Origin of the sequence: Ectothiorhodospira magna, from assembly GCF_900110965.1 — a bacterium.
Classification (GTDB): domain Bacteria; phylum Pseudomonadota; class Gammaproteobacteria; order Ectothiorhodospirales; family Ectothiorhodospiraceae; genus Ectothiorhodospira; species Ectothiorhodospira magna.
In genome coordinates this window covers 66,247-79,380 of record NZ_FOFO01000005.1, presented here as the reverse complement: position 1 = coordinate 79,380, position 13,134 = coordinate 66,247, and the positions used below count along the sequence as shown (strand labels likewise).

Sequence of the window (13,134 nt, the reverse complement as noted above, 5' to 3'; positions counted from 1 at the left end):
TTATGCCCCCAGGTCCTCACCGGCGTCCATGTTCAGTTCATTGATCTTGCGGGTAAGGGTGTTGCGCCCCCAGCCCAGCAGTTTGGCGGCATCCTGCCGCCGTCCGCCGGTCTTTTTCAGCGCCGCCCGGATCATGATGCGCTCAAAGGCGGGGGTGGCCCGGTCCAGCAGGGCCGCATTGCCCCGGGCCAGTTCCTGCTCGGCCCAGTGGGCCAGTTCTTCCTCCCAGCCACCGCCGTGGGTATTGCCGGAGCGTTCGTGCAGTTCTGGCGGCAGATCATTGACGTGGATTTCCCGTCCCGAGGCCATCACCGTGAGCCAGCGGCACAGGTTTTCCAGCTGGCGCACGTTACCGGGCCAGTCCAGGGCGGTCAGGTAATCCAGCACCTCCGGCAGCGGCACCTTGCGTTCCACGTTCAGTTCCGCCGCCGCAGTGCCCAGAAAATGATTCAGCAGCAGGGGGATGTCCTGGCGCCGTTCCCGCAGGGCCGGGACGTGAATGCGGATCACGTTCAGCCGATGGAACAGGTCTTCCCGGAACAGGCCCTCCTGGACCCGGCTTTCCAGGTTCTGATGGGTGGCAGCGATGATGCGCACTTCCACCTTCACCGGCATGTGCCCGCCGACCCGGTAGAACTCGCCGTCCGCCAATACCCGCAGCAACCGGGTCTGCAATTCCGCCGGCATGTCGCCGATCTCGTCCAGGAACAGGGTGCCGCCATCCGCCTGCTCGAAGCGTCCGCGCCGGGCGCTCTGGGCGCCGGTGAAGGCCCCCTTCTCGTGACCGAACAGTTCCGATTCCAGCAGATCCTTGGGGATGGCGGCGGTGTTCAGGGCAATGAAGGGCATGTGCGCCCGGGGGCTGTGGCGGTGCAGGGCATGGGCCACCAGTTCCTTGCCGGTGCCCGATTCGCCGTTGATGAGGACGGTGATGTTGGAGCGGGACAGGCGGCCAATGGCGCGGAACACCTCCTGCATGGCTGGTGCCTCGCCGATGATCTCCGGGGTCTTGCTGTTGCCGGAGGGTTCCTCCCGGCCCCGCTCCCGCCGGGCCTGGCAGGCCCGCTTCACCAGCGAGACCGCGTCGTCCACGTCGAAGGGCTTGGGCAGGTATTCAAAAGCGCCCCCCTGATATGCCGAGACTGCACTTTCCAGGTCCGAGTGGGCGGTCATGATGATCACCGGCAGCTCCGGGTGTTCCCGCTGCAGCCGGCTGAGCAGTTCCAGGCCGTCCATGCCCGGCATGCGGATGTCCGTCACCAGGGCGTCCGGCACGTCATGCTCGAAGCATTCCAGGGCCTCGGCGGCGCAGGTGAAGGAGGTGACCTCGATACCGGCCTTGTTCATGGCCCGCTCCAGCACCCAGCGGATGGATCGGTCGTCATCAATGACCCAGATATGTTCACGTCTAGTCATCCATCAGCTCCACGGGGATCAGCAGCGAGAACACCGTCTGCCCCGGACGGGAAGTACACTCGATCAGGCCGCCCATCTGATTGATCAGGGACTGGGCGATGGAGAGCCCCAGCCCCGTGCCGCCGGCGCGACCCGAGACCATGGGAAAGAAGATGCGCTCGCGGATGTCGTCGGCAATACCCGGCCCGTCGTCGATCACCTGGATCAGGGCCACCAGCTTATGGCGGATCTGACCGATGGTGTACTGGCGTCGGACCCGGGTCCGCAGGCGGATTTCTCCGCTGTCACCGAGGGCCTGAACCGCGTTGCGCACGATGTTGAGCACCGACTGGATCAGCATGTCCTGATCGGCATTGACCTCGGGGATGCTGGGATCGTAATCGGTACGGATACGGACTGCTTCCGGGGCCTCCACACTCACCAGGCTGCGGACATGCTCCAGAATCCGATGGATGTTCAGGGGGCGGCAGTGGGGCAGGCTGTTGGGCCCCAACATCCGGTTGACCAGGTTTTGCAGGCGGTCCGCTTCGCCAATGATGATCCGGGTATACTCCCGCAGATCCGGTTCCGGCAGTTCCCGTTCCAGAAGCTGGGCCGCGCCCCGCAGCCCACCCAGGGGATTTTTGATTTCATGGGCCAGTCCCCGGACCAGGGCACGGGTGGCGGACTGCTGATTGAGCAGCTGCTCTTCCCGGGTGATGCGCAGTTGCCGGTCAACCTGGATCAGTTCCACCAGCAGCTGTCTGGTCTGTCCCGGTTCGGAAATGGGGGAAGCGGTCAGGTCCACCGTCACCTCCCGGCCAAAATGCAGCCCCAGCAACCGTTCCCGTTCGGTGAATGGGTGTCCGGTGTGAAGGGATTGTTGCAGGCTGGCAATGAAGGTTTCATCTTCCCGGAACAGGCCGCAGATCGGCAGCCCCCGAACCCGGTTCAGGCTCATTTCCATCAGCATTTCTGCGGCGGGATTCATATAAATCAGGCACAACCGATCATCCGCCACCAGGACGGCGGTGGTCAGGGTCTCCAGCAGTTGTCGATGCAGGGTGTGATCCAGGGGCATACGGATTCCCTTCTGCAAAAAATGAACCAAAGTCATGCCGCCCATGGGAATCGCGCAATCACCCGCCCATACCGGCACCTTTGGAGCATAGCATGCACCATGATGGTGCAAAGGAAGCTGAAAAAAACCCCCGGCTTGCCGGGGGTTTGGGTGCTTTTCAGCGGTGTAATGTGCAGCGAAATTACAAGCTGTAGTACAGATCGAACTCCACCGGGTGAGTGGTCATGCGCAGACGGGTCACTTCTTCCATCTTCAGATCAATGTAGGCATCGATCATGTCGTCGGTGAACACACCGCCGGCGGTGAGGAAGGCCCGATCCTTGTCCAGGGCTTCCAGGGCCTGATCCAGAGCATGGCAGACCTGCGGGATCTGCTTTTCCTCTTCGGGGGGCAGGTCGTACAGGTTCTTGTCCATGGCCTCGCCGGGATGGATCTTGTTCTGGATGCCGTCCAGGCCGGCCATCAGCATGGCGGAGAAGGCCAGATAGGGGTTGGCGGTGGAGTCGGGGAAGCGCACCTCGATGCGGCGGGCCTTGGGGCTGGAGACCCACGGAATCCGGATGGAAGCAGAACGGTTGCGGGCGGAGTAGGCCAGCATCACCGGGGCTTCGAAGCCGGGCACCAGGCGCTTGTAGCTGTTGGTGGAGGCGTTGGTGAAGGCGTTCAGGGCGCGGGCATGCTTGATGATGCCGCCGATGTAATACAGTGCCATTTCCGACAGGCCGCCGTACTTGTCGCCGGCAAACAGGTTCTGGCCGTCCTTGGACAGGGACTGGTGTACGTGCATGCCGCTGCCGTTGTCGCCCACCAGGGGCTTGGGCATGAAGGTGGCGGTCTTGCCGTAGTTGTGGGCCACGTTCTGGATCACGTACTTGAGGATCAGCACCTCGTCGGCCTTGCGGGTCAGGGTGTCGGCGCCGACGCCGATTTCGCACTGGCCGGCGGTGGCCACTTCATGGTGGTGCACTTCGGTCTTGAGGCCCATTTCCTCCAGCACCAGACACATGGCGGAACGCAAATCCTGCAGGCTGTCCACCGGGGGGACCGGGAAGTAGCCGCCCTTCACCGAGGGGCGGTGGCCGATGTTGCCGTCCTCGAACACTTTTTCCGAGTTCCAGCAGGCCTCGTCGGAGTCAATCTTGAAGAAGGCGCCCTGGATGGAGTTGCCCCACTTGATGTCGTCAAAGACGAAGAATTCGTTTTCCGGACCCCACAGGCAGGTGTCGGCGATGCCGGTACTGGCCAGATAGGCCTCGGCGCGCTTGGCCAGGGAGCGGGGGCAACGGTCATAGCCCTGCATGGTGGCCGGTTCCACCACGTCACAGCGCAGGTTCAGGGTGGGCTCGTCAAAGAAGGGGTCCATGACGGCGGTGCCCACATCGGGCATGAGGATCATGTCGGATTCGTTGATGCCCTTCCAGCCAGCGATGGAGGAGCCGTCGAACATCTTGCCGCCTTCCAGCACGTCCTCATCGACGGTGTGGGCGGGCACGGTCACATGCTGTTCCTTGCCGCGGCTGTCCACAAAGCGGAAATCGACGAACTTGACGCCGTTTTCCTTGATCATATTCAGAACGTCTACTGCTGACATGGGTACTCCTCCGGGCTTGTAATGAGAGCGGCCTGTTGAAACGGCCCCCCACGGGGGGTGTTCAATTCAGTCAACCATGGCAAGCATGAAGTGTGCCATGGTCTTGAATGGGATTGTGAAGACCTTTCGGGGATGAATTGCGGCGCCTATCCGATGATTGTATGCACAATCTTAGTGCGTTTTTATTGGTTTTGCCCTAAAAAAGGGCAAAATATCCCTATCCAGGGGTCAATATCGGAACAGAACCTGCACCTGACCCACATCCTCCGCTCTCAGGCTTGCTGCCACCAGTTGTTGGGCAGCGGCTTCGGCCTCTGCCAGGCTGGCAAAGGCCTGTAGAGGTAACTGCAACTCCAGATGCACCTGTCCCCGCAGATAATGGATCACCACCGGGTCCACATACCGGGATGGGGGGACGTCATGCCACTGTGTATGCAGGCGTTGGAGTATTTCGGTGCGGTTGGGCAGATGGCTGCTGGGGGCGCCCTGCTGGTCATCCTCCGGATCGATATGGACCAGGATATCCCCCAGTTCGTCCTGAACCCCGTGCATGGCCACGCAGACAGCATCGGCGATGTGATGGCCTTCGGAGACGCTGATGCAGGGCGCGACCTGCACATGGACATCTGCCAGCAGGGTGCCCGCCATGCGCCGGGTGCGCAGACCATGAACCCCCAAAATGCCGTCCAGTCGGCGTACCGCCTCCAGCATCCGTTCCTGTTCTTCTGTTTCCACTCCGGTGTCGATCAGTTCCTGAGCGCTGTTCCAGATCAGTTTGACGCCCATGTGGCCGATGAGCAGGGCCACCAGGATGGCTGCCACGGCGTCCATGAAGGGCAGGCCGGCCAGGGTGGCCCCCACCCCTGCCAGCACCACCACCGAGGAGACCACATCGGAGCGGTGGTGCCAGGCATTGGCCTCCAGCATCCGGGAGCGAACCTTTTTCGCCACCCGCATGGTGTAGTGGTAGAGGGCCTCCTTGCCAACGATGGCCACCGCCGCCAGGATCAGGGCCAGGGGAGTGGGGCTGAGAAGTTCTTCCGGGTTGAGCAGGCGTCGGGCGGCATCGGCCATGATGCCCACGGCCACACCGGCGAGTACCAGACCCACAACCACGGTGGCCAGGGTTTCGATGCGCCCATGACCATAGGGATGGTTGGCATCGGCTGCCTCGTTGGCCTTGCGGGCGGCAAACAGCACCATGAAATCGCTGGCCAGGTCGGAGAGGGTATGCACCCCGTCGGCGATCAGGGCCTGGGAATGACTGAACCAGCCGCCGATGATCTGCGCCGTTGCCAGGGTCAGGTTGGTCATGGCACCCACCAGGGTGACACGGCGCATGGCCTGATAACGCTGTTCGCTGGGGAGCCCGGCTGACATGAGGGCCTCGTTGATCTTGGCCCGGGTGGGCGCGGTTTCGTGGGGCGCCATTGTAAGCCCAAATCCACCAGCATGCCCACTTCCCCCCCCATCCTCTGGAGATGGGGCAGTCATCCGGGGGACTGGGCGCCCGCCACCGGCCGCCGTTATACTGTCAGGCTTTGCACGACCCATGCTCGGGGTCGCGCCATCCACGAATCACTCGGGTCGATCCTCATGTCTTCTCACGACGTCTCTACCTTCCAGGGCCTCATCCTGGCCCTGCAGGACTACTGGGCGGGCCACGGTTGCGTGCTGCTCCAGCCCTACGACATGGAAATGGGAGCGGGTACCTTCCATTGTGCCACCTTCCTGCGGGCCATTGGCCCGGAACCCTGGCGCACCGCCTATGTGCAGCCCTCCCGCCGTCCCACCGATGGCCGCTACGGGGAAAACCCCAACCGGTTGCAGCACTATTATCAGTATCAGGTGCTGCTCAAGCCTTCGCCGCCGGACATCCAGCAACTTTATCTGGGTTCCCTGCAGGTCCTGGGCATTGACCCCCTGATCCATGACATCCGTTTTGTGGAAGACAACTGGGAATCCCCCACCCTGGGCGCCTGGGGCCTGGGCTGGGAGGTCTGGCTCAACGGCATGGAGGTGACCCAGTTCACCTATTTCCAGCAGGTGGGCGGCCTGGACTGCCGGCCGGTAAGCGGCGAGATCACCTACGGTCTGGAGCGCATCGCCATGTACCTGCAGGGGGTGGAGAGTGTCTACGACCTGGTCTGGACCCGGGGTCCCCAGGGTGTGGTCACCTACGGTGACGTCTACCACCAGAACGAGGTGGAACAGTCCACCTACAATTTCGAGCATGCCGATGTGGCTTCCCTGTTCGGCTGGTTCGAGACCTGCGAGCAACAGAGCAAGTACCTCATCGCCCAGGGCCTGCCCCTGCCGGCCTACGAGCAGATGCTCAAGGCTTCCCATACCTTCAACCTGCTGGATGCCCGGCGCGCCATCTCCGTCACCGAGCGGCAGCGCTACATCCTGCGGGTGCGTGAACTGGCCCGCGCCGTCGCCGAGGCCTACTACGCCGCCCGTGAACAGCTGGGTTTCCCCATGCTCCCCGACGCGGCCAAGGCCGAACGCACCTGACCTGGGACTGGATCAACATCATGAGCGAAATACAGGATCTTCTGATCGAGATCGGCACCGAAGAGCTGCCGCCCAAGGCCCTCAAGGGGCTGCGGGATGCCTTTGCGGACGGTGTCGTCAAGGGGCTGGCGGATGCCGGCCTTGACCCCGTTGACCACGTGGCCTATGCCGCGCCCCGCCGCCTGGCGGTATGGGTCAGGGGCCTGCCGCCGCGCCAGGCGGATCAGGCCATGGAGCGCCGGGGGCCGGCCCTGGCCGCCGCCTTCGATGCCCAGGGCAACCCCACCCGTGCCGCCCAGGGGTTTGCCGCCTCCCGCGGCGTGGCGGTGACCGACCTGGCGCGTCTGGAAACGGACAAGGGCGCCTGGCTGGTGCACCGTCACCTGGAGCCGGGGCGTGACACCGCCGCCCTGGTGCCCGCCATTGTCGAGGCCGCTTTGGCGGCCCTGCCCATTCCCAAGCGCATGCGCTGGGGGGATGGTGATGCAGAATTCGTGCGTCCGGTGCACTGGGTGGTGATGTTGCTGGGTGCCGAGGTCATCCAGGCCCCCATCCTGGGCATCCCGGCAGGGCGCGAGACCCGGGGGCATCGCTTCCATCACCCCGCGACCCTGGCCCTGTCCGCGCCGTCCGAATATGCCCCGCTGCTGGAGACCCAGGGCTGGGTGAAGGTGGATTTTGAGGCCCGTCGCGCCGCCATTCGCGGCCAGGTGGAGGCCGCCGCCGCCGAGCTGGGCGGTCGGGCGGTGATCGAGGCGGATCTGCTGGACGAGGTGACCGCCCTGGTGGAATGGCCGGTGGCGGTGGTGGGCCACTTCGAGGCCCGCTTCCTGGAAGTGCCCCAGGAGGCGCTGATCTCCACCATGCAGGACAACCAGAAATACTTCCCGGTGGTGGACGGGGACGGGCGCCTGATGCCCCACTTCATCACCATCAGCAACGTGGACTCCCGGGCGCCGGATCGGGTGCGAGAGGGCAACGAACGGGTGATCCGGCCCCGCTTTGCCGACGCGGAATTCTTCTGGAACCAGGATCGCCGCCGTCCCCTGGAGAGCCATCTGGAGGCCCTCAAGACGGTGGTGTTCCAGCACAAGCTGGGCAGCCTGCACGACAAGACCCTGCGGGTGGTGCGTCTGGCGGGGTTGCTGGCCCGGGACATGGGGGCCGATCCCGATCAGGCCCGCCGGGCCGCCCTGCTGAGCAAGTGCGACCTGCAGACCCAGATGGTGTTCGAGTTCACCGAGCTGCAGGGCACCATGGGGCGCTACTACGCCGCCCATGACGGTGAGCCGGAGGCGGTGGCCGCGGCCCTGGAACAACAGTATCTGCCCCGCCACGCGGGGGATGCCCTGCCAGCCAATCCGGTGGGTCGGGTGCTGGCCCTGGCGGACCGTCTGGATACCCTGGTGGGGATCTTCGCCATCGGCCAGAAGCCCACCGGCGCCAAGGACCCCTTCGGTCTGCGCCGGGCCGCCCTGGGGGTGCTGCGCATCCTGGTGGAACTGGAGCTTCCCCTGGATCTGGAGACCCTGCTGCAACAGAGCGCGGAAGGCTACGAGGGCCGGGTGCCCGCCGTCCCGGCCGTGCCCCAGGTGCTGGAGTACGTGATGGAGCGCCTGCGGGCCTATTACCTGGACCGGGGTATCCGCCCCGAGGTGTTCGAGGCGGTGCTGGCGGTGCGGCCCACCCGTCCCCTGGATTTCGACCGCCGGGTGCGGGCGGTGGAGCATTTCCTGGGACTGCCGGAAGCCGAGGCCCTGGCGGCGGCGCACAAGCGCATTCACAACATCCTGCGCAAGGTGGAGGGCGGCCTGCCCGACCGGGTGGACACCCGCCTGCTGGCGGAGTCGGCGGAGCAGGATCTGCATCGCCACCTAGAGGGGTTACGGGAGGCGGTGGCTGCCCATCTGGACGCGGGCGAGTACACCGAGGGCCTGACCCGACTGGCGGCCCTGCGCGGTCCCGTGGACGCCTTCTTCGATCAGGTGATGGTGATGGCCGAGGATCCGGCCCTGCGGGATAACCGGCTGGCGCTGCTCAATCGTCTGGCGGGGCTGTTCCTGCGGGTGGCGGACCTGTCCCGGCTGCCGTGAAGCTGGTCATCCTGGACCGGGACGGGGTCATCAACCGGGACTCCCCCGACTACATCAAGTCACCGGCGGAATGGGTGCCGTTGCCCGGAAGCCTGGAGGCCATCGCCCGTCTGAACCGGGCCGGCTGGTGCGTGGCGGTGGCCACCAACCAGTCGGGCCTGGCCCGGGGGCTGTTCGATCTGCCCACCCTGCGGGCCATCCACCGGCGCATGGAAGCGGCACTGGTGCCCCTGGGAGGGCGCATCGACGGGATCTTTTACTGTCCCCACGGTCCGGACGAGGGTTGTGACTGCCGCAAGCCCCTGCCGGGTCTGTTCGAACGGATCGGCCGGGCATTCAGCGTGCCCTTGGCCGGGGTTCCTGCCGTGGGCGATTCTCCGCGCGATCTCCAGGCCGCCGCCGCCGCCGGTTGTACCCCGATGCTGGTGCGGACGGGCAATGGGCTCAAGGCGCTGGATGAGGGGCGGGTGCCGGCGGGCACGCCGGTGTTTGCGGATCTGGCCGAGGTGGTGGAATATCTGCTGACCCAATGGGATCAACGTCATGCCTGAACCTGTCCCGCCAACACCTGTACTGTATTTGCGGGCGAGCCTGTTCTGGACCGGGCTGGCCCTGTCCACGGTGCTGTTCGCCCTTTTGAGCCCTCTGCTGCTGCCGCTGAAATGGCACGGTCGTTTCCGGGTGCTGTCCCAGTGGACCCGCTTCAACCTGTGGTGGCTGACACTGACCTGCGGGCTGCGTTACACCGTGACCGGCACCGAGCATCTGGGCGGTGAGGCCCGGGTACTGATGTGCAAGCATCAGTCGGCCTGGGAGACCCTGGCCCTGCAGCAGTTCATTCCGCCCCAGGTGTGGGTACTCAAGCAGGAGTTGATGCGCATCCCCTTCTTCGGCTGGGCCATCGGCATGCTGGAACCCATCGTCCTGGACCGGGCCGCCGGTCGCAAGGCCATGGATCAGTTGGTGGCCCAGGGGCTGGATCGGCTTCACCGGGGATTGTGGGTGGTCCTGTTTCCCGAGGGCACCCGCACGCCACCCGGCCATCAGGGCCGTTACAAGGTGGGCGGGGCGGTGCTGGCGGCCCGCAGTGGTCGGCCGGTGATCCCGGTGGCCCATAATGCGGGGCTGTTCTGGCCCCGCAACAGCTTCATCAAATATCCAGGGACCATCCAGGTGGAGATCGGACCGCCCATCCCCACCGAGGGCAGAAAGCCCGAGGCCATCATGAAGGATGTCCAAACCTGGATCGAATCCCGCGCCGGGGCACTGTGCGGGCTGGCCGGCTCGGATGTGGAACAATCCCGTGTCTGAGAGACCCCAGGACTGGGATTTGGGCACCCGATCCGGGCGGCGCCGGACCTATCTGCAGGCCCTATGGCGGGACGATGGCTGGGTGAGGGAATACGGCCTGTCCAATTTCCACCGGATTTCCCATCGGGCCTGGCGCTCGGGGCAGCCGTCTCCCCGTCATCTTCATCAACGTATTCCCCGTTACGGTATCCGCACGGTGGTGAATCTGCGGGGCGAAGACCCGGACAATCCCATGCTGGCCCTGGAGGTGGATGCCTGTGAACGCCTGGGGGTGGCGTTGCATCATCTGAAGCTCCATTCCCGGGACTTGCCCACCCCGGAGGCGATTCACCAGGCCCATGACCTGCTCCATCGCATCGCCTATCCGGTCTGGTTTCATTGCAAGTCCGGGGCGGATCGGGCCGGGTTGATGGGGACTTTGTATCTGCATTGGATGGAGGGAGTCCCCCTGACCCGGACAGGGCAGTTGCGTCTATGGCCTTATTTTCATTATCGCTGGGCCAAGACCGGTCTGCTGGATCATTTTTTTGAGGTTTATCTGCAGGATACGGCCATGGTCCCCATGAGCCTGCTGGAATGGGTGGATACCCGTTATGACCGCCAGGCCCTGAAGCAGGCCTTTCGGCCCCAAGGGGTGGCGGATGCCCTGGTGGACCGGATGCTGCGCCGGGAATAGGGTCAGGACCGGGAGAGCAGGTCCCGGATCACCTGTCCCGCCAGCATCAGGCCAAACAGATTGGGCATATAGGCGATGGTGCCGTTGACCGCCCGGGGGCGACCGGCCACGGCCCCTTCGATGGGCCGATGCTCGGTGCCCTTGATGGCGGTTTCGGTGGAATGGACCACGGGATAATCCAGATGCCCCCCCAGGCGGCGCAGTCGCTTGCGCATTTCCCTGGCCAGAGGGCATTTTTCGGTGCTGGCCAGGGGGCCGATACCCACCGCCGTCGGATCCAGGCGACCGCCTGCGCCCATACTGGAGATGACCGGCACGTCCCGCTGCTGGCAGCAATGGACCAGAGCCGCCTTGCAGGCAATGGAGTCGATGCAGTCCAGCACATAGTCCACATCCGCCGGCAACAGGGTTGCCACATTGTCCGGGGTCAGAAAATCCTCTTGCACCACCACCGTCAGGGCCGGATTGATGTCCTGGATCCGCGCTGCCATCACTGCGGCCTTGGGGCGGCCCAGGGTGGAGTGCAGGGCCACCAGTTGACGATTCATGTTGGAGGGGCCGACCTGGTCGTGATCCAGCAAGGTGATGTGGCCGATGCCGGCACGGGCGATGGCCTCGGCGGCGCTGCCACCCACCCCGCCCAGGCCGGCAATGAAAACATGGCACCGGGCCAGTCGTTCCAGGCCCGCCGGTCCGATCAGCAGTTCGGTGCGTTCGTGAAGGGGGTTGGAATGGCTCAAGGTGTTGTCCGGGGCCGATGACTCAGGGGCGGATCATCGGCGATGGGGGCCGGCCTGTCCAGCCGGAACAGGCAGATGGCGTTATCACGGGTGATACGGGCCATCTCCTGGGGGGATTCATCCCTGAGCCGGGCCAGGGCATGGATCACCTCCGGCAGCCAGGCCGGTTCATTGCGCTGTCCCTGGTGGGCCTGTCCCGGCTGGTCGGGGGCATCGCTTTCCACCAGCAGGGCCTGGGCCGGCACCCAGGCCGCCAGTGACCGCAGACGCTGCGCCCTGGGATGGGTGACGGGGCCGCCCAGGCCGAGAAAAAATCCCAGCTCCAGCAGCTTTTCCGCCTGTTGCCGGCTACCGGAAAAGCTATGCACCACGCCCCTCAGGCCCGGTCGTTGTCTCAGCGCCTGGGTCACTTGATCCACTGCCCGCCGGGCATGGAGAATCACCGGCAGGTCATGGCTCAGGGCCAGATCCAACTGGGCCACAAACCAGGCATGTTGGGCTTTTTCGTCCCGCCCTTGAACAAAAAAATCCAGGCCGCATTCTCCCACGGCCACCGCCGGTTCCCGATGTAGCCAGTCATCCAGGGCTTGCAGATCTTCGGGCCGGTGGTCATGGAGATAGACCGGATGCAGGCCATAGGCCGGATACAGACTGGGGTCGGCGGCGGCCACCGCTCTGAGTCGTGGCCAGCCGGCGCGGGTGATGGCCGGGAGAATCATGGCCTGCACCCCGGCTTCATGGGCCCGTTGCCGGCAATCTGCCCGGTCTTGGTCAAAGGCCGGCACATCGAAATGACAGTGGCTGTCGATGAGCATGATTTCACTCCGTGGGTGAGCAGAGACAAACCCATGTCCGCTGGTGTTGAAAAATTTTTTCCAGGGCGGCACCTTATGGGTGACAGGAGATCAATCCGACGCTGATCGAATTGATCTTTTCGCAACCATTTTATGGACCTATCGAAGGGTAAAACCATGGCTGGATGGCTCAATGGCGAGGTGGTGGAACTCAAGCGCTGGACACAGCGGCTTTACTCCCTGCGGATCGAGGCGCCCGTGGACCCCTTCAGGGCGGGTCAGTTCAACCGGCTGGCGGTGATGGTGGATGGGGAGCGGGTGGCCCGTCCCTATTCCTATGTGAATGCCCCGGATGAACGGCCACTGGACTTTTATTTCATTACCGTGCCGGAAGGGCCGCTCACCCGTCATCTGGTGACCCTGTCTCCGGGGGATGGGGTGGAGGTGATGGCCAAGGCCACCGGCTTTTATACCCTGGAAGAAGTACCCGACGGCCAGGTGCTGTGGATGTTCGCCACCGGCACCGCGTTGGGGCCCCATCTGTCCATACTCAAGACCGAGGCCCCCTGGCAGCGTTTTGAGCGCATTGTGCTGGTGCATGCAGTACGCACCGCCGAGGAACTGACCTACCAGGACACCATCCAGACCTTCCTTGATCATGGCGATCAGTTTCAGTTTGTCCCCTTCGTCAGCCGGGAGGCCCATCCAGGTGCCTTGCCCGGACGCATTCCTGCCGCCATTGAATCGGGCCTGCTGGAGCGGCATACAGGGCTGCCCCTGACCCCGGATGCGGCCCAGGTGATGATCTGCGGTAACCCGGATATGGTGAAAGATACCTCCGCGGTGCTCAAGGCGCGTGGCATGACCCGCAACCGCCGCCGTGAGCCGGGGCACATCACCACGGAAAATTACTGGTAAAACGTCCCGTGGCCCGCC

Annotated in this window: 12 protein-coding genes; 6 read left to right on the top strand and 6 right to left on the bottom strand. The window is 64.4% G+C overall.

The features are described 5' to 3' along the window. The 4 genes from ntrC to BMX62_RS03245 form a co-directional block, all read right to left on the bottom strand. Positions 1 to 1,416 carry a nitrogen regulation protein NR(I) gene (ntrC, locus tag BMX62_RS03260; RefSeq protein ID WP_090204088.1) on the bottom strand — a complete coding sequence of 472 codons (1,416 nt, stop codon included), beginning with the start codon at positions 1,414 to 1,416 and terminating at the stop codon, positions 1 to 3. Beyond that, the gene (gene glnL / locus BMX62_RS03255; protein WP_090204249.1) at positions 1,409 to 2,476 is read right to left on the bottom strand and encodes a nitrogen regulation protein NR(II); all 1,068 of its coding nucleotides are present in this window, start codon (positions 2,474 to 2,476) and stop codon (positions 1,409 to 1,411) included. The genes ntrC and glnL overlap by 8 nt, the downstream gene beginning before the upstream one ends. A 181-nt stretch (positions 2,477 to 2,657) precedes the next feature. Next, positions 2,658 to 4,067 carry a glutamate--ammonia ligase gene (gene glnA, locus BMX62_RS03250; protein WP_090204084.1) on the bottom strand — a complete coding sequence of 470 codons (1,410 nt, stop codon included), beginning with the start codon at positions 4,065 to 4,067 and terminating at the stop codon, positions 2,658 to 2,660. Between the two features lie 228 nt (positions 4,068 to 4,295). Next, on the bottom strand, positions 4,296 to 5,447 hold the full coding sequence (locus BMX62_RS03245; RefSeq protein ID WP_090204246.1) for a cation diffusion facilitator family transporter: 1,152 nt from the start codon (positions 5,445 to 5,447) through the stop codon (positions 4,296 to 4,298). A gap of 216 nt (positions 5,448 to 5,663) precedes the next feature. On the opposite strand from BMX62_RS03245, the gene glyQ reads away from it, so the two are divergent. Genes glyQ through BMX62_RS03220 form a run of 5 tightly spaced genes read left to right on the top strand, consistent with a single transcriptional unit; the run spans position 5,664 to position 10,664 of the window. Then, a complete protein-coding gene (gene glyQ, locus BMX62_RS03240; RefSeq protein ID WP_090204079.1) occupies positions 5,664 to 6,584 on the top strand; it encodes a glycine--tRNA ligase subunit alpha in 921 nt (306 codons plus the stop codon). A 20-nt stretch (positions 6,585 to 6,604) separates the two neighbouring features. Beyond that, positions 6,605 to 8,677, top strand: coding sequence for a glycine--tRNA ligase subunit beta (gene glyS, locus BMX62_RS03235; protein WP_090204075.1), 2,073 nt, complete (start codon positions 6,605 to 6,607; stop codon positions 8,675 to 8,677). Beyond that, the gene (gene gmhB / locus BMX62_RS03230) at positions 8,674 to 9,228 is read left to right on the top strand and encodes a D-glycero-beta-D-manno-heptose 1,7-bisphosphate 7-phosphatase (protein ID WP_090204071.1); all 555 of its coding nucleotides are present in this window, start codon (positions 8,674 to 8,676) and stop codon (positions 9,226 to 9,228) included. The genes glyS and gmhB overlap by 4 nt, the downstream gene beginning before the upstream one ends. Further along, complete coding sequence (locus BMX62_RS03225) at positions 9,221 to 9,988, top strand: lysophospholipid acyltransferase family protein (protein WP_090204066.1); 768 nt, start codon at positions 9,221 to 9,223, stop codon at positions 9,986 to 9,988. The genes gmhB and BMX62_RS03225 overlap by 8 nt, the downstream gene beginning before the upstream one ends. Beyond that, positions 9,981 to 10,664, top strand: coding sequence for a protein tyrosine phosphatase family protein (locus BMX62_RS03220; RefSeq protein WP_238375831.1), 684 nt, complete (start codon positions 9,981 to 9,983; stop codon positions 10,662 to 10,664). Before BMX62_RS03225 ends, BMX62_RS03220 begins: the two co-directional genes overlap by 8 nt. Before the next feature lie 2 nt (positions 10,665 to 10,666). Here the strand turns inward: BMX62_RS03220 and BMX62_RS03215 are convergent, their stop codons facing one another. Further along, positions 10,667 to 11,404, bottom strand: a complete 738-nt coding sequence (locus BMX62_RS03215; RefSeq protein ID WP_090204059.1) for a tRNA threonylcarbamoyladenosine dehydratase — start codon at positions 11,402 to 11,404, stop codon at positions 10,667 to 10,669. Further along, positions 11,401 to 12,219, bottom strand: a complete 819-nt coding sequence (locus BMX62_RS03210; protein ID WP_090204055.1) for a TatD family hydrolase — start codon at positions 12,217 to 12,219, stop codon at positions 11,401 to 11,403. Before BMX62_RS03210 ends, BMX62_RS03215 begins: the two co-directional genes overlap by 4 nt. A 156-nt stretch (positions 12,220 to 12,375) precedes the next feature. Here BMX62_RS03210 and BMX62_RS03205 point away from each other — a divergent pair, with 156 nt between their 5' ends. Then, positions 12,376 to 13,116, top strand: a complete 741-nt coding sequence (locus tag BMX62_RS03205) for a ferredoxin--NADP reductase (RefSeq protein ID WP_090204051.1) — start codon at positions 12,376 to 12,378, stop codon at positions 13,114 to 13,116. Positions 13,117 to 13,134 lie beyond the last annotated feature (18 nt).